The organism is Microbacterium lemovicicum (genome assembly GCF_003991875.1).
In the GTDB taxonomy this organism is placed as follows: Bacteria; Actinomycetota; Actinomycetes; order Actinomycetales; family Microbacteriaceae; genus Microbacterium; species Microbacterium lemovicicum.
Genome location: NZ_CP031423.1, coordinates 2,918,437 through 2,935,400, shown reverse-complemented (window position 1 = coordinate 2,935,400; position 16,964 = coordinate 2,918,437). Strand labels below are relative to the sequence as shown.

13 protein-coding genes are annotated in these 16,964 nt (G+C 70.3%); 12 read left to right on the top strand and 1 reads right to left on the bottom strand.

Going from position 1 to position 16,964, the window contains the following annotated elements; genetic code table 11:
* The first annotated feature begins 302 nt into the window (after positions 1-302).
* Both CVS47_RS13770 and CVS47_RS13765 read left to right on the top strand, forming a co-directional pair.
* Positions 303-2,957, top strand: coding sequence for an alpha/beta hydrolase-fold protein (locus CVS47_RS13770; protein WP_206502639.1), 2,655 nt, complete (start codon positions 303-305; stop codon positions 2,955-2,957).
* Positions 2,958-3,040: 83 nt separating this feature from the next.
* A complete protein-coding gene (locus CVS47_RS13765; protein ID WP_127096594.1) occupies positions 3,041-4,216 on the top strand; it encodes a COG1470 family protein in 1,176 nt (391 codons plus the stop codon).
* 6 nt (positions 4,217-4,222) lie between these two features.
* On the opposite strand, the gene CVS47_RS13760 is transcribed toward CVS47_RS13765, so the two are convergent.
* The gene (locus CVS47_RS13760) at positions 4,223-5,245 is read right to left on the bottom strand and encodes a LacI family DNA-binding transcriptional regulator (protein ID WP_241240162.1); all 1,023 of its coding nucleotides are present in this window, start codon (positions 5,243-5,245) and stop codon (positions 4,223-4,225) included.
* Between the two features lie 138 nt (positions 5,246-5,383).
* Here CVS47_RS13760 and CVS47_RS13755 point away from each other — a divergent pair, with 138 nt between their 5' ends.
* The 10 genes from CVS47_RS13755 (at position 5,384) to CVS47_RS13710 (ending at position 16,962) form a co-directional block, all read left to right on the top strand.
* The gene (locus CVS47_RS13755; protein ID WP_127097381.1) at positions 5,384-6,358 is read left to right on the top strand and encodes a sugar phosphate isomerase/epimerase family protein; all 975 of its coding nucleotides are present in this window, start codon (positions 5,384-5,386) and stop codon (positions 6,356-6,358) included.
* Positions 6,355-8,085: a dihydroxyacetone kinase subunit DhaL gene (dhaL, locus tag CVS47_RS13750; RefSeq protein WP_127096592.1), complete on the top strand. Its 1,731-nt coding sequence runs from the start codon at positions 6,355-6,357 to the stop codon at positions 8,083-8,085. The genes CVS47_RS13755 and dhaL overlap by 4 nt, the downstream gene beginning before the upstream one ends.
* A 1-nt stretch (position 8,086) precedes the next feature.
* Positions 8,087-8,545, top strand: coding sequence for a ribose-5-phosphate isomerase (locus CVS47_RS13745; RefSeq protein ID WP_127096591.1), 459 nt, complete (start codon positions 8,087-8,089; stop codon positions 8,543-8,545).
* On the top strand, positions 8,542-9,495 hold the full coding sequence (locus CVS47_RS13740) for a 3-hydroxyacyl-CoA dehydrogenase family protein (protein ID WP_127096590.1): 954 nt from the start codon (positions 8,542-8,544) through the stop codon (positions 9,493-9,495). Before CVS47_RS13745 ends, CVS47_RS13740 begins: the two co-directional genes overlap by 4 nt.
* Positions 9,496-9,694: 199 nt before the next feature.
* Positions 9,695-11,062, top strand: coding sequence for an ABC transporter substrate-binding protein (locus CVS47_RS13735; RefSeq protein ID WP_127096589.1), 1,368 nt, complete (start codon positions 9,695-9,697; stop codon positions 11,060-11,062).
* Positions 11,063-11,135: 73 nt separating this feature from the next.
* The gene (locus CVS47_RS13730; RefSeq protein ID WP_127096588.1) at positions 11,136-12,071 is read left to right on the top strand and encodes a carbohydrate ABC transporter permease; all 936 of its coding nucleotides are present in this window, start codon (positions 11,136-11,138) and stop codon (positions 12,069-12,071) included.
* Complete coding sequence (locus CVS47_RS13725; RefSeq protein ID WP_127096587.1) at positions 12,068-12,949, top strand: carbohydrate ABC transporter permease; 882 nt, start codon at positions 12,068-12,070, stop codon at positions 12,947-12,949. Before CVS47_RS13730 ends, CVS47_RS13725 begins: the two co-directional genes overlap by 4 nt.
* Before the next feature lie 48 nt (positions 12,950-12,997).
* Positions 12,998-14,542, top strand: a complete 1,545-nt coding sequence (gene arfA, locus CVS47_RS13720; protein WP_127096586.1) for an arabinosylfuranosidase ArfA — start codon at positions 12,998-13,000, stop codon at positions 14,540-14,542.
* Complete coding sequence (locus tag CVS47_RS13715; protein WP_206502638.1) at positions 14,535-15,920, top strand: glycoside hydrolase family 5 protein; 1,386 nt, start codon at positions 14,535-14,537, stop codon at positions 15,918-15,920. The genes arfA and CVS47_RS13715 overlap by 8 nt, the downstream gene beginning before the upstream one ends.
* 13 nt (positions 15,921-15,933) lie before the next feature.
* Positions 15,934-16,962: a LacI family DNA-binding transcriptional regulator gene (locus CVS47_RS13710; protein ID WP_127096585.1), complete on the top strand. Its 1,029-nt coding sequence runs from the start codon at positions 15,934-15,936 to the stop codon at positions 16,960-16,962.
* The last annotated feature ends 2 nt before the right edge of the window (positions 16,963-16,964 follow it).

Sequence of the window (16,964 nt, the reverse complement as noted above, 5' to 3'; positions counted from 1 at the left end):
GACGGACCTCCTCCGGCGGCGCTGGGTGCTGTTCCGCGTCTCTTGTACAACGTTAGAAATTTTCCTTGACCTCCTGCGGCCCGAGCGGCACTCTTGAGCACGGAGGCGTTTACTACGTTGTAAACGGATGATCCTCGCCTCATCCGGGGTGGTGGACGCCACTACACGGCAGCCGGCTCGCGGACGTCTCGCGGCGGTGGCCGGCGGTGCGCGGACCTGCGCATCGACACCCCAGAGAGGAATCAACGGTGATGGATACTCGGGCGCGGCGCAGTCGCACGCGCAGCAGATGGGCGGCCGCGATGACGGCCGCAGCGGTGGGGGTGGGGTCGCTTCTGGCGGCACCGCCGGCGATGGCGGTGGACGACGACTCCTGGGTCTCGGTGCCGCAGGATGCGTACTACCGGTTCTCGGTCCCGAACGCGGCGGTCGTCACGGCCGTCGGCTCGGAGGCGGCGATGGTGGCGGTCGAAGGCGGCTTCGGTCCGGGGAAGACCACCGCGCAGCTGAACATGTCGCGCAGCGGCGACAACTGGACGGGCACGATCGGGCCCCTCGAGCCGGGGCTGTACTCGTACCGCTACAAGGCGACGGTCGGAGGCTCGGAGGCGTTGGTGTCTTTCCGTAATCCGGGGTCGCCGCAGGAGGTGTCGTCGGACGGGTCGTTGAACACGATCTTCGTGTCGGGTGCGGAGTCGGCGTGGATGGCGGATGTGCCGGCGGGTGGTGCGCTGCAGACGATCTCGTATGACAGCTCCACGGCGGGTGCGGAGCGGTCGGCGCTGGTGTGGACTCCGCCGAGCTATGACGCGGAGCGGGCGGAGCCGTATCCGGTGCTGTATCTGCTGGGTGATGCCGGGCAGAGCTACCGGGAGTGGGCGGAGCTGGGCCGGGTGGGTCAGATCCTGGACAACCTCGTGGTGGAGGGCGAGGCGGAGCCGATGGTCGTCGTGATGGGCGACGGTGACACGTCGGAGGCGCGTGCGGAGGTGCTGGACAACATCGTCCCGGCGGCGCGCGAGGACTTCAACATCTCGGACGAGCCGGCTGATCAGGCCATCGCGGGGATCGGACGGGGCGGGTCGCAGGCGCTGAACCTGCTGCTGACCGACACGGGTGAGTTCTCCAAGGTGGGCTCGTTCTCGGGCGGCCTGGTGAGCAGCATCGGGTCGGCCAAGGCGGCTCAGATCAACGATGCGACCGATCTCATCCGGCTGTATGTCGGCAACGCGACGGACTCGTCCTACAACCAGAACGTCAGCCTCGTGCAGAAGCTGGACGGTGCGGGTGTGGAGTACGAGTTCGACGGGGTCACCGCGGAGACGGGTGGGACGTGGAACACGTGGCGGGAGAACCTGCGCGACTTCGCGTCGCGTCTGTTCCGCACGGTCGATGACCACGGGCCGAGCGAGGGCAACCTCGAGCTGACCGGGCCGACCTCGCTGCCGGCTCCGGGGACCACGCCGACGCCGTTCATCGATGAGAACGGGATCGTGACCTTCGAGACCGGCACCGAGTACGCCGACGCCAAGAACGTCACCGTCTGGGGCAACTTCGCCCCCGCGGGGGGATGGCTCCGCATCCCGATGGTGAAGTCGGGCGATCGCTGGCGGGTGACGGTGGGTGCCGTCCCGGGCGGCTCGTACTACTACAAGTTCATCGTCGACCGCGTGGACAAGAAGGACACCGGCAACCCCGCCGACAACCTGCCGTCCGAGCCGAACTGGAGCACGTTCTTCGTCGCCGGTGACGGTCTGCGCGGCGACTTCCTGGGCGACGTGCCCGAGGGTCAGCGGGGATCCGTCTCCGAGCTGACGTATCAGAGCACCGCGGCCAACCAGCAGCGCTCCGCCAACGTGTGGACACCTCCGGGGTACGACGCGGATCGCGCGGAGCCGTATCCGGTCTTCTTCCTCCAGCACGGAGCGGGACAGACCTGGTCGGACTGGGTGAAGGTCGGCCGTGCTGCCCAGATCCTCGACAACCTGTACCAGGACGGGAGCATCGGTCCGATGGTCGTCGTCATGGGCAACGGAAACGGGGTCAACTTCCAGAACGAACTGCGCCAGGCGATCATCCCCGCCGTCGATGCGAGCTACAACATCAGCGATGATCCCGCGGAGCGCGCTCTCGCCGGGCTGTCGATGGGTTCCGGACACGCGCTGACGACGCTGTTCCAGTACCCCGGCGAGTTCGCCTACGTCGGAGGCTTCTCCGCCTTCGCCAACGTCCCCGCGACCGCGGATGTCGCGGCCATCAACGCGGGAACCAAGCTCCTGCGCATCTACACCGGTGACATCCAGGACTTCACCTACCAGAACACGCTGGCGCTGGTGGACTCCCTCACGAGCAGGGGCATCGAGTTCGAGTTCAACCCGGTGATCGCCGGCCCGCACAGCTGGGACGTGTGGCAGAAGGCCCTGATCGATTTCGCTCCGCGGCTGTTCAAGGCGGACACGTCGTCGGGGATTCCGGTGGAGGCGACGATCCCGGAGGCCGAGAACGGTGTGCTGGCCCTCACGGTCGCTGACTTCGGCGACGGGGTGGCGCTGTCGGCTCCGGAGAACGCCGGCGACCGTCTGCGGATGACGGGCGCGCTGCCCGAGGTGACGGTCACCGATTCCCGCACCGCGCAGCAGGCGGGTCTGGGCGGGTGGGCCGTGTCGGGTCAGGCGGACGCGTTCACCTCCGACGGTCAGACCGTCGAGGCGGAGCACTTCGGCTGGATCCCGCAGGTGCTGACCCCGCGTCCTGGTCTGTCAGCCGGTGACCCGGTGCTGACGGTGATGGATGCCGGACCCGGGCTGACCACGCCGGGCGAGCTGGCCTCGGCGGACCGTGAGGGACGCTTCGGCACCGCCAAGCTCGGCGCGGAGCTGCGACTGGAGGTCCCCGTGGACACCCAGCCCGGCACCTACACCGGTCAGGTGACGATCTCTCTGTTCCCCGTCGACTGACCCGCATCACCATCACGCAGGACCCACGCAACACCTGACAGGACGCGGCCGGCCGATCGCCGGCCGCGTCCTCGGAGGACACCATGAACGCTCGGCCTCGCACCCTTCTCGTTCTCGCCGCCGTCGTCGCGGCCTGTCTGAGTGCTGCACCGGCAGCCGCCTCGGGCGCCCAGCCGGCCTCTCCCTCCGCATGGTCGGGGGAGGCGGCTCCGACGCCGGCCGGCGGCACCACCTGGGCGCTCCAGCCCGCCACCGCTGACGGCCCCGACGGCCGCGTCTCACTGCGCCACGTCATCGACGGCGGTGCGCAGGCATCCGATGCGATCGCTCTCACCAACTTCAGCGCACAGCCGGCCACCTTCGCGGTCTACGCGAGTGACGGCACCATCAGCAGCAGTGGCGGCTTCGACCTCGTCCCCGCCGATCAGGCGCCGAGCGACGGAGGCTCGTGGGTCGCGCTCGGAGACGTCGCCGGCTCGACGCCGCGCGACGGGGGAGGGATGCTCCTCCCCCTCGAGGCGGGAGCCACCGCCCTCATCCCGATCGAGATCTCGGTGCCGGGCAACGCGACGCCCGGCGACCACCCCGCGGGCGTCGTCGCGGAGTTCGTGCCGGCGAACGGCTCGAACGTCCAACTCGCATCGCGCGTCGGAGTCCGGATGCACCTCCGCGTCTCGGGCGACGTCGTGGCGGCCGTCGTGCCGGAGGCCGTGCAGACGGCGGTCACCCCGTCGTGGAACCCGTTCGAGCCGTCGATGGTCACGGTGACCTATGCGCTGGCGAACGCGGGCAACGTGCGCCTCGGAGCGGAGACCGAGACGGCTCTGCAGGGGCCGCTCGGCGCCGGCGCGGCCCGCGAGGTGTCGTCGCAGCGCGAGGTGCTGCCCGGCCAGGCGACGACCGCGACCGTCACGGTCCCCGTCGCGCCGCTCTTCTTCGCCTGGGGGGAGGTGCGCTCCGCGCCCGTCGTCGTGGGGGAGGACTCGGTGGAGGCGGAACTGGCCTCCGCCTCCACGGCGTTCACGGTGTGGACGGTGCCGTGGTCGCAGCTGGTGCTCCTGCTGCTGATCGTCGGCGGGTTCTTCGGCTGGCGGGCTGTGCGACGTCGGTCGGGTGCACGCGTCCAGGCCCGGATCGACGCCGCCGTCGCCGCCGCCACGGCCGCGACGATCCCGTCCGGGACCTCCGCTGCTGAAGAGTCGGTCGCGCCGGCCGATGTCGCGGCATCCGTCGGCGAAGACCGGGTCGGCGCGAGCTGACCCCCGCTACTGCGCGGAGTCGGGGTTGCCGGTGGACTCGCGGGCGACGATGCGGAAGTCGGGCTTGATGGTGCGCGGCGGGCGGGCATCGTCCTTCTCGGCGATCCGCTCGATCAGGAGCTCGACGGCGATCGCGGCGATCTCGTCCCGGCCGGTGTCGACGGTGGACAGCGACGGCACGGAGTAGCGGCTCTCGTCGATGTTGTCGAAGCCGATCACGTCGACGTCGTCCGGCACGCGCAGGCCCGCGGCGCCCAGGGTGCGCAGGGCGCCGAGCCCCAGGGTGTCGTTCAGGGTGAAGATCGCGTCGAAGTCGACGCCCTCGTCCAGCAGGCCGCGCACCGTGTCGGCGCCGCCGGCGCGGTTCCAGTGCTCGCAGGGGCGGATGAGCGCGGGATCGATCTCGATGCCGGCGGCGTCCAGCGCCTGCCGGTACCCCTTGAGTCGCAGGCTCGCGGAGCTGGCCTCGTCGCCGGCGGCCGGATCGGCGCCGATCAGGACGATGCGACGTCGACCGCGCTCGAGGAGGTGCTCGACGGCGGCGCGCGCCGCGGTCGTGTTGTGCATCACGACATGGTCGGTCGGACCGTCGAAGATGCGCTCCCCGAGGAGGACGAGCGGGAAGCTGCCGCCGGTGAGCGCGGCCGCGTCCGTCTGGCCCATCGCGACCGGGCTGAACAGCAGGCCGTCGAGGAAGCGGCGCCGGCCGCCCGACACGGCCAGGAGCTCGGCGTCGCGCTCCCCGCTCGTCTGCTCGACGACGACCCCGAGACCGTGCGCCTCGGCGCTGCGGATCACGGCGTCGGCGAGCTCGGCGAAGTAGTTCTCGCGCAGGGCGGGCACGGCCAGCCCGATGACCCCGGTGCGCCCGGAGCGGAGACCGCGCGCGGAGAGGTTGGGCCGGTAGTCCAGTTCCGCGATCGCATCCTGCACCCGGGTCCGGGTGTCGGGACGCACGTGCGGGTAGTCGTTGATGACGTTGGACACCGTCTTGATCGACACCCCCGCGACGCGCGCGACGTCGTGCATCGTCGATCCCATCGACGCCTCCATCCGGCCAGAGCGATCCTCGTACTTTATCCGCTTCCCTCATCGCTCCGAACCGTTCATTTTACAACGTTGTATCGCGTGTGTAGTGTGCTGACCATCACGACGAAGGAGTCCTCGATGCTGACCGCCGACACCTGGCCCATCGCGGCCGCCCTCCTCCCTCTGGGAGACGCCGATCCCGCGGTGGTGCCCGCGGCGGGGCTGGCTGAGAGGTGGCGCTCCGATCTCCTCGAGGTGGGCGACGCGGGGTTCGAGGGGGTCGATCTCACCGACTCCTGGGTCCGGTACGGCGACCTCGACGCCCGCGGCCTGACCGCCCTGCGCGAGGCCCTGACGGAGACCGGCCTGCGGGCCCTGTCGATGTCGGCCATCCGGCGCAGCGTCATCGACGAGCGCGACGGCGACGCGCACCTCGCCTACGCCCACCGCTGCATCGACGCGGCGGCCGAACTGGGTGTCGAGGTGGTGTCGTTCGGACTGCATCGCGCGCTGACCGCCGAGCAGGCGAAGCAGCAGTGGTTCTGGACCGTCGAGGGGCACCGCGACGACCCTGACGACGGCGATGCGTGGCAGCGCGCTGTCCAGCGCTTCCGCGAACTCGGCACCCACGCGGGCGAGGTCGGTCTCGTGGTCTCGCTGGAGATGTACGAGCACACCTACCTCGGCTCGGCGGCCTCGTCCGTGCGGCTGGTGGAGGAGATCGGTCTCGACACCGTCGGCCTGAATCCCGACATCGGAAACCTCGTCCGTCTGCACGAGCCCGTCGAATCGTGGCGGATGCTGCTCGAGGCCACGATGCCGTACGCGAACTTCTGGCACGTCAAGAACTATGCGAGGGACGAAGATGCTGCGGCGGGTTGGTTCTCGACGACCCCGTCCTACCTCGAGTCCGGCGTGATCGACTACCGGTCCGCGGTGAAGATCGCCGTCGGAGCCGGCTTCCAAGGGGTCATCTGCACAGAGCACTACGGGGGCGACGGGCTGAGCATGAGCGCGGCGAACCGCGACTACCTCCGGCGCGTGCTGCCGAGGCGGGCGTATGAGGCCGGCGAGAGCCGGGTGCGTCAGACGCCGGCGCCGGTGTCGTCGTGACGCGCATCCTGTCCGAGCCCGAGACCTTCGCCCGCGACGCGCTGGCGGGCTTCGTGACCGCGCACGCCGACGTCGTGCGTGCGGTCGACGGCGGTGTCGTCCGTCGCCACAGGTCCGCTCCTGGGCGCGTCGCGGTGCTGATCGGCGGCGGATCCGGTCACTTCCCCGCCTTCGCGGGCTACGTGGGGGAGGGCATGGCGGCCGGCGCGGTCTGCGGCAACATCTTCTCCTCGCCGTCCACCGGCCAGGCGATGCGCGTCGCGCATGCGGCCGACGCCGGGGGCGGCATCCTCTTCGCCTACGGCAACTACGCCGGCGACGTGATGCACTTCGGCGAGGCGGAGCGCCGTCTGCGCGATGAGGGCGTCGACGCCCGCACCGTGCTGCTGACCGATGATGTCGCCAGCGCGCCCCGGGATGCGCGCGATCAGCGCCGGGGCATCGCCGGCATCGTGTTCGCGTTCCACATCGCGGGTGCCGCCGCCGACCGCGGCGACGATCTCGACTCGGTCGAGCGGCTGGTGCGCCTCACCAACGAGCGCACCGTGACCTTCGGCGTCGCGTTCTCGGGCTGCACGCTGCCCGGCGCCGATGCGTCGCTCTTCGAGGTGCCCGCGGGGATGATGTCGCTCGGACTGGGGATCCACGGCGAGCCCGGCATCGAGGACGTCCCGCTGCAGACCGCGCCGGACCTCGCCGCGACCCTGCTGCAGCCGCTCCTCGCGGAGCGGCCCGCAGACGCAAACCGCGTCGCCCTCATCGTCAACGGCCTCGGCTCGGTCAAGTACGAGGAGCTGTTCGTGCTGTTCGGAGAGGTGTCGGGCCTGCTCGACGCGCAGGGGATCACCGTGGTGCAGCCGCTCTGCGGCGAACTGGTGACGAGCCTCGACATGGGCGGCGCGTCCGTCAGCCTGCTGTGGCTCGACGACGAGCTCGAGGAGCTCTGGGCCGCGGCGGCGGCAGCGCCCGCCTTCCACCGGGGCGCGGTCGCACCTCGCACGGGCGACGCCGAGCAGATCGACGACGAGCCTGCCGTCGAGGGCTCCTCCGGCATCCCGTCGTCCTCCGAGTCCGTCCCGGCGGGTTCGGTCGCCGCCGCGGAGACGGCCATCCACCTCCTGCGGGTCGCGCACGACGTCGTCGGCGCCCACGAGGCCGAGCTCGGCGCACTCGACGCGATCGCGGGCGACGGCGACCACGGCGTGGGGATGGTGCGCGGATTGGATGCAGCGGTGACGGCCGCCGAGCGGAGCGGCGCCGCCGCGGGGCTGTCCGCGGCGCTCACCGCGGCGGGGGAAGGCTGGGCCGAGCGCGCCGGAGGCGCCTCGGGAGCGCTGTGGGGCGCCGCTCTCGCACAGCTCGGCACCTCGCTGGGCGACCACGATCAATACCCGCCCGCGCTCGTCGCGGACGCGGTCGACGCGGCAGTGGAGCGCATCCGCGCGCTCGGCGGCGCCGAAGCCGGAGACAAGACCATGCTCGACGCCATGGCGCCGTTCGCGGCATCGCTCCGGCAGGGGATCGCGGCGGGCGAGCCCGTCGCCGGCGCTCTGCGCGCGGCGGCCGCAACGGCGACGGGGGCGGCCGAGGCGACGGCCGCACTCGTGCCGCGCCGCGGACGGGCGCGACCGCTCGCCGAGCGCAGCGTCGGCCACGCCGACCCCGGCGCGACGTCCTTCGCCATGATCGTCGATGCCGTGGCGGCGCGCGTCGAGAAGGGGAGCTGACATGGGCTGGCGCATCGTCGTCGGGGCGGATGACGCCGGGCAGGCGTACAAGGACGTTCTGCGCGACCTGCTGGCCGCCGACCCGAGAGTCGACCGCGTCGAGGACATCGGCGTGGCGGAGGGCGGGTCCACGGCCTACCCGAGCATCGCCGTCGAGGCCGCGGAGCGCGTGGCCGCGGGGACGGCCGATCGCGCCGTGCTGGTCTGCGGCACGGGACTGGGCATGGCGATCGCCGCCATCAAGGTCCGCGGCATCCGCGCCGTGACGGCTCACGACAGCTACTCGGTCGAGCGCAGCATCCTGAGCAACGACGCCCACGTCCTCGCGCTCGGCGCCCGCGTCATCGGCCTCGAGCTGGCGAAGCGCCTCGTCGCGGAGTGGCTGGAATACCGCTTCGACCCCGCGTCGCCGTCGGCGGCGAAGGTCGATCTGATCGAGAAGCACGAGGAGACAGCATGATCGAGTCCATCGCCGTCGTCGGATCCGGCTACATGGGGGGCGGCATCGCCCAGGTGCTCGCTCTGGCGGGCCGGAGGGTGTCGCTGGCCGATGTGAGCCCCGAGGTCGCCGCGGCGGGCCGGGAGCGCATCATCGCGGAGGCTGCGGACCACGCCGCCCGCGGGCTGTTCCCGCCGGACGCACGCGACCGCGTCGCCGCGGGCGTCACGGCCGCCGCGTCGATCGAGGACGCCGTCGCGGAGGCCCAGTTCGTCGAAGAGGCCGTGCCGGAGGTTCCGGAGATCAAGTCCGGCACCCTTGCGCGCATCGACGCCGCCTGCCCCGCAGACGCCATCATCGGCAGCAACACGTCGACCATCTCGATCGGCGTTCTGGCGGACGCGCTGGAGCGCCCCGACCGCTTCCTGGGGGTGCACTTCAGCAACCCGGCCACCTTCGTGCCCGGGGTCGAGGTCATCGCGCACGCCGGCACCGCCGACGGTGTCGTCGAGCGCGTCATCGCGCTCCTCGCCGAGGCGGGCAAGGTCGGGGTGCCGATCAAGGACGTGACCGGCTTCGCGCTCAACCGCCTGCAGTACGCCCTGTTCAGCGAGGCGGCCCGCCTCGTGGAGGAGGGTGTCGCGACGGCCGAGGCGGTCGATCTCATCACCCGCACGACCTTCGGCTTCCGGCTGCCGTTCTTCGGGCCCTTCGCCATCGCCGACATCGCCGGCCTCGACGTGTACGAGTTCTGCTACCGGTCGCTGTCGGAGACCTATCCCGAGCGCTTCGCCGAGCCGGAGGTGCTCGCCGCGCACGTGGAGCGGGGTGAACTGGGCCTGAAGACGGGACGCGGGTTCCTGGCCACGTCGCCCGAGACCGCCCCGGAGGTCGCGCGCTACCGCGACGACGCCTACGCCGCACTGTCGCGCCTCCTCGCCGATCTGCCGGCCCCGCCCATCCGGTACTGAGCGGAAGTTCCGCTCAGTCTCCGGGAAGTTCCGCCGACTCTCTTGACACCCGCGGGGTCGGCTGGCATTCTCTCTACAACGTTATATACAACGTTGTAATAACCTGCCGGAAACGGCGACGCGTACGGCTCGGCCGTCGCGTCGCGTGTTCCGGGGGTGGCACCGACGAAGAAGTCCAGCACACCGAAAGGAATCTCCAGTGAAGACGAAGCATGTCCTTGCTGCGGCCACCACGCTCGTGCTCGCCGGCGGGCTCGTCGCCTGCTCCGGCGGCGGAGGCGGTACTGCATCCCAGGGCGGTGGAGGCGGCAACGACGCCACCAACTGCACCAACACCATTCCGAAAGCCGACCTCCCCGTCGTCACCATGTGGGCCTGGTACCCCAACATGGAGACGGTCATCGACAACTTCAACGACCAGAACGACGAGGTTCAGGTCTGCTGGACGAACGTCGGCCAGGGCGGTGACGAGTACGACAAGTTCCAGACGGCGATCACCGCCGGCACCGGCGCACCCGACGTGATCATGGTGGAGGCCGACCGCATCCCGACCTTCCAGATCCAGAAGGGCATCGTCGACATCAAAGACCTCGGCTACGAGGACGTGAAGGGCGACTACAGCGAGGGAGCCTGGAAGGACGTCTCCGTCGGCGACGGCGTCTACGGCGTCCCCGTCGACGGCGGCCCCATGGGCATGATCTACCGCGCCGACATCTTCGAGCAGTACGGCATCACCCCGCCCACGACGTGGGAGGAGTACGAGGCCGCCGCCCAGAAGATGAAGGATGCCGGCGGACCGCTGTTCGGCGACCTCGGCGCGAACGTCCCGGCCGTCATGATGGCGCTGCAGTACCAGAACGGCGCCACGCCCTTCGGGTACGACTCCTCGAAGCCCGAGGAGATCGCGATCGACCTGGCCGGCAGCGAGTCGAAGGAGGTCCTGAACTACTGGGCCGGGCTCGTGGAGAAGGGCCTCGTGGGCACGCAGGACCAGTTCACGCCGGAGTACATCTCGGGGGTCATCGGCGGCAACTACGCCACCTACATCTCCGCCGCGTGGGCGCCCGGATACCTGACCGGTGCCGGCGTGGGCGAGGGCGAGGACGCCGATGTCTGGCGCACCGCTCCGCTGCCCCAGTGGGACTCCTCGAACCCGATCTCCGTGAACTGGGGAGGGTCGGCGTTCTCGGTGACGAGCCAGGCCAAGGATCCCGCGCTGGCGGCGAAGGTCGCCCTCGGCGTCTACGCGGACGAGAAGTCGCTCGAGGACGGCTGGCAGAACCAGGTCATCTTCCCGCTCAACCTCACCGCGCTGAACTCGGACGCCTTCGTGGACTACGAGATCCCGTTCTTCAGCGGGCAGCAGGCCAACAAGGAGGTGTACGTGCCGGCGGCGAACGACTACACCGGCATGACGTACGTGCCGTTCGGGCAGTACTACTACGACGCCTTCACGCAGCAGCTCGCCTCCATCAACGAGGGCTCGATCTCCGGCTCCGACGCCGCCGACGCTCTGCAGGCCGACATCGCCGCCTACGCCACGGAGCAGGGCTTCACCGTCAAGTGACCACCGCGACGGGGGTCGGTCCGCTCGCCGGACCGGCCCCCGTCGTCCCGACCCTCGTCTCCGGGAGACACGCATGACCGTTCAACTGGTGAAGGACGCGCCCCAGGCCGTCGCACCCGCACCCCGACGCCGCAGATCCCGACGTGGTCTCATCGGATGGGGGTTCATCGCCCCGTTCGCCATCGTCTTCCTCGCCTTCCTGGTGGCGCCCCTCCTCTACGCCCTGTACCTGAGCCTCTTCCAGTCCCAGCTCATCGGCGGCACCCGCTTCGTCCTCTTCGGCAACTACGTCAAGGCCTTCACCGACCCGAGCTTCCTCGACGGCGTCTGGTTCGTGGTCCGGTTCTCGCTCGTCCTGATCCCGCTGCAGATGCTGGTGTCGCTGGCCGTCGCGCTCATGCTCGACGTGGTCACGACTCGCTTCGCGCGGTTCTCGCGGCTCATGATCTTCCTGCCCTACGCCATCCCCGCCGTCATCGGCGCGCTGATGTGGGGGTTCCTCTACAGCAAGAGCTTCGGCCCTCTCGCGGAGATCTTCGGAACTTTCGGAGCCACGGGCCCGGACTTCCTGAGTCGTGGCCTCATCTTCTACGGCCTGCTGAACATCGTCATCTGGCAGTGGGCGGGCTACTACATGATCATCCTGTACGCCGCGCTCCAGGGCATCGACCCGACGCTGTACGAGGCGGCCCGCATCGACGGCGCCAACCAGTGGCAGATCGTGCTGCGGATCAAGATCCCGCTCATCGCGCCCGCCCTGGTGCTCATCCTGGTGTTCGCGCTCATCGGCACCCTGCAGTTCTTCAACGAACCGCAGATCCTGCGGTACCTCGCCGCCGGAGCGATCAGCGCCGACTTCACGCCCAACATGTACGCGTACCAGCAGGCCTTCGCGCTGGCGAACTACAACTACGGGTCGGCGATCTCCTTCGCCCTCGGCGCCGTGGTCTTCCTCTGCGTCTACCTCTTCATGTTCATCACACGCAAGCGCGGGAGCTTCCTGTCATGACCGCTTCGACCCTCGAGCTGCGAAAGCCGCGCCAGCAGCGCTACATCCCCCTCCAGGTCCTCCTCGGATTCCTGCTGATCTACTTCCTGATCCCCTTCTGGTGGGTCATCGTCAACAGCTCCAAGGATGCCGCGGGCCTCTTCGGCGGCGGAAGCGCCCTCTGGTTCACGGACAACGTCGACTACTGGGGCAACCTCGTCCAGCTGTTCTCGTTCCAGGACGGCATCTACCTCCGGTGGCTGATGAACTCCGCCCTCTACGCGGTCGTGGGAGGCCTCGGCGCGACGGTGCTGGCGGTCGCGGCCGGCTACGGGTTCGCGAAGTACGACTTCCGCGGGCGCCGGCTCGGATTCGCCATCCTGCTCGGCTCGGTCATGGTGCCGGCCACGGCGCTGGTGATCCCGACGTTCATCATGTTCTCCCAGATGGGTCTGACGAACACGATCTGGGCCGTCATCCTCCCGACGCTCCTCAACCCGTTCGGCGTGTACCTCATGCACGTGTATGCGCGCGACGCGGTGCCCGAGGAGCTGCTCGACGCCGCCCGCGTCGACGGGGCCGGTGAATTCCGCATCTTCGTCCAGGTGGCGCTGCCGCTCCTCCGCCCCGCCATCGTGACGGTGGTGCTGCTGTCGGTGGTCGCGTCGTGGAACAACTACTTCCTGCCGCTGGCGATGCTCTCGGACAACCGGCTCTTCCCGGTGACGGTCGGCATCGGCCTGTGGCAGGGCATCGCCTCGGCCAACAACGCCGGCGGCACATCGCTGTGGAGCATCATCATCCTCGGCTCGCTGGTGTCGGTGATCCCGCTGATCATCGCGTTCCTCACCCTGCAGAAGTACTGGCAGGGCGGGCTGGCCATCGGAAGCCTCAAATGATCCCCGCTGTCCGCGTCGTCCTCATCCCCTGAACCCCGGAAGAAGAACATGCTCCACTCCCGCCTGACGATCGACCCGGCCGCGGCCATCGGACCGATCGACCGCCGCCTCTTCGGCTCCTTCGTCGAGCACCTCGGCCGATGCGTGTACGACGGCATCTACGAGCCGACGCACGCGACCGCCGACGAGGAGGGCTTCCGGACCGACGTCATGGACCTCGTCCGCGAGCTCGGCGTCTCGACCATCCGGTATCCCGGCGGCAACTTCGTCTCCGGGTACCGCTGGGAGGACGGCGTCGGACCGCGGGAGGACCGCCCGCGACGGCTCGACCTCGCCTGGCACTCGACGGAGACGAACGAGATCGGCCTCGACGAGTTCGCCTCGTGGCTGGAGAAGGTCGGCAGCGAGCTCATGTACGCCGTGAACCTCGGCACCCGCGGCATCCAGGACGCCCTCGACGTGCTCGAGTACGCGAACCTCCGCACCGACACGGCGTTCGCCCGGCAGCGGGTCGCCAACGGCCGACCCGAACCCCACGACATCCGCATGTGGTGCCTGGGCAACGAGATGGACGGACCGTGGCAGCTGGGCTACAGCACCGCGGAGGAGTACGCCCGCATCGCGGGCCAGACGGCACGCGCGATGCGTCAGATCGACCCCGACCTCGAGCTCGTGGTCTGCGGCAGCTCCGGTGCGCAGATGCCGACGTTCGGCGAGTGGGAGCGCGTCGTGCTCGAGCGCACCTACGACGAGGTCGACTACATCTCGTGCCACGCGTACTACGAGCCGATCGACGGCGACCTCGGCAGCTTCCTGGCCTCCGCGGTGAACATGGACGGCTTCATCGAGTCGGTGGTCTCCACCGCCGATCACGTCAAGGCGCTCCGCCGCAGCGACAAGACGATCAAGATCTCGTTCGACGAGTGGAACGTCTGGTACCAGTCGCGCTACAACGACGTCGACAAGATCACCGACGTCGACACCTGGCCCGTGGCGCCCCGCCTGCTCGAGGACTCCTACTCGGTGATGGATGCGGTGGTCGTGGGCAGCCTGCTGATCTCGCTCCTGCGTCACGCCGACCGGGTGACCTCGGCGAGCCTGGCTCAGCTGGTGAACGTGATCGCGCCGATCATGACCGAGCCGGGCGGCCCGAGCTGGCGCCAGACGACGTTCTTCCCGTTCTCGCTCACCTCGCGTCTGGCCCGCGGCCAGGCGCTGCGGGTGACGCTCGACAGCCCCACCTACGACACGGCGGTGTTCGGCGCCGTGCCCGTGGTGGACGCGGTGGCCACGCACGACGAGGCGACCGGCGACGTGTCGGTGTTCCTCGTCAACCGCAGCCTGACCGAGGAGGTCGAACTCAGCGTCGACATCTCGGCCTTCGGCGCGATCGACGCGGTGTCGGGCACGACGCTGGCAGACCCCGACGTGCACGCGGCCAACACGCTGGCCGAGCCGGAGCGCGTCGCGCCCGCCGAGAACACCTCGGTGCGGCGGGAGGGCTCCACGGTCACCATCACCCTGCCGCCGGTCTCGTGGAGCGCCGTCACACTGGGCGCCGCGCAGGGCGGAGGCGAGGGCTCGGGTGTCTGAGCTGCCGATCCTGCGCGTCGACGGGACGCGCATCGTCTCGGGCACGGAGCCCGTGCGCCTCCGCGGCTTCGGACTCGGCGGCTGGATGAACATGGAGAACTTCATCACCGGCTACGCCGGCTCGGAGTCGCAGCAGCGGAGGGCGCTGCGCCGGGCGATGGGCGAGGAGGCGTACGAGGCGTTCTTCGAGCGCTTCCTGCACGACTTCTTCACCGATTCGGATGCTGCGTTCCTGCAGTCGCTGGGAGTGAACTCCCTCCGCGTGCCGTTCAGCTACCGGCACTTCGAAGACGACGCGGAGCCCCTCGTCCTGCGCGACGAAGGATTCCGCCTGCTGGATCGGGTCGTCGAGGCGTGTGCGCGCCACGGCATCTACACGATCCTCGACCTCCACGCGGTGCCGGGCGCCCAGAACCAGCACTGGCACAGCGACAACCCCACGCAGTGGGCGGGCTTCTGGGCGCAGGAGCAGTTCCAGCACCGGGTGGTCGCCCTGTGGGAGCACATCGCCGACCACTACCGCGGCAACCCCTGGGTCGCCGGCTACAACCCCGTCAACGAGCCGGCCGACGTCGAGGGGTCCACCATCGGCCCGTTCTACCGGCGGCTGGAGGCCGCGATCCGGCGGGTCGATCCCGATCACATCCTCTTCCTCGACGGCAACCGGTACTCCACGCAGTTCGACCAGCTCGGCGATCCGCTGCCCAACACGGTCTACACGGCGCACGACTACGCGCTTCCCGGCTTCGTCGACGGCGGCCCGTATCCGGGCGTCTCGCGAGGGCAGTTCGTCGACCGCGACGCCGTCGAGCGGACCTTCCTGCAGCGCACCGAGTTCATGCGCCGGACGGGCACCCCCATCTGGGTCGGCGAGTTCGGACCGGTCTACACGGGTGACCCGGACCGCGATGCCGAGCGCTCGCAGCTGCTGCAGGATCAGCTCGACATCTACGACCGGTACGACGCGAGCTGGGCGCTCTGGACGTACAAGGACATCGGCCTGCAGGGCGTCGTGACCGCCGACCCGCAGGGCGACTACCTGCGCCTGATCGCCCCCGTGCGCGAGAAGAAGGCCCGTCTGGGAGTCGACTCCTGGGGCTCGACCGATGCGGGGGTGCGCAGCATCCTGGACCCGATCGAGAAGCTGTTCGCGGAGGAGTTCCCCGACTTCCAGCCCTACCCGTGGGGCGCCCGACGGTGGATCCACGGCCACGTGCGGCACGTGATGCTGGCCGAGGCGATGGTCGACGACCACGCGCGGCTCTTCGCGGGCGTCGCGCCGTCCGCGGCCGCGGAGCTGGCCGGGGACTTCGCCTTCGAGCGCTGCGTCGTGCGTCAGCCGCTCGCGGATCTGCTCCGGGGCTCGCTCCGGAACTGACGGGACGCCCGACGTGACGGCCCGCGTGACGCTCCGGGAGATCGCCGCCGAGACGGGTGTCTCGCTGACGACGGTCTCGAAGGTGCTGAACGGCGGGTCGGACGTCTCATCGGCCACGCGCGGGGCGATCGAGGAGCAGCTGCGCCTGCGGGGGTACCGCCGCCGCGGCGGCGCCGGGCGCCGCGAGTACATCGAGGTGGTGCTGCCGCGCCTGCACGGCGAGGAGATGCTCGAGCTCGTCGACGGGATCCTCGCCGTCGCCACCGCCGAGGGCATGGCCGTGTCGCTGGCGCTGTCGGGAGATGCGCGGTCCGCGGCGACGGAGTGGACGGATGCCGCGGTGCGCCGCCGACCGGCGGGCGTGATCGTGCTCGCCTCGGGCCTGCCGCCCGGCGCCCGGGAGAACCTCGACCGCGCCGGCGTGCCCGTCGTGCTCGTGGACCCGGCCGGGGATCCGCAGGTCGGCGTGGCAGCCGTGGGGGCGGCCCACTGGACCGGGGGCCTCGCTGCGACCCGCCACCTCCTCGACCTGGGCCACCGCCGCATCGCGGCGATCATGGGCCCGTCGAGCGACATGTCGTCCGTCGCGCGCATGGACGGCTGCCGCGCCGCGCTGTCGGGGGCCGACCTCGAGGTCGCGCCGGCCTGGGCGCGCTTCGCCCCCTCCGACGCCGACGGCGGGGAGGCATGCGCCCGCGAGCTGCTCGGCGCCGCATCGCAGCCGTCGGCGATCGTGGCGGGCAGCGATGCTCAGGCCGTGGGGGTGATCCGGGCCGCGCGCGGCCTCGGTCTGTCCGTTCCGGCCGCGCTGTCCGTCGTCGGTGTCGGGGGTCTGGCGACGGCCGAGCTGTCCACGCCGCGGCTGACCACGGTGAGACTGCCGCTCCGCGAGATCGCGGAGACGGCCGCACGCGCCGTGCTGCGACCGGACGAGGACGGTGCGGCTGCGCCGCGACGGGTGGAGCTGGCCACCACGCTCGTCGTCGGCGGATCGACGGCGCCACCGGCCGGGGACGCTGACGCGGCGCGCCCGCGGGCGTGACG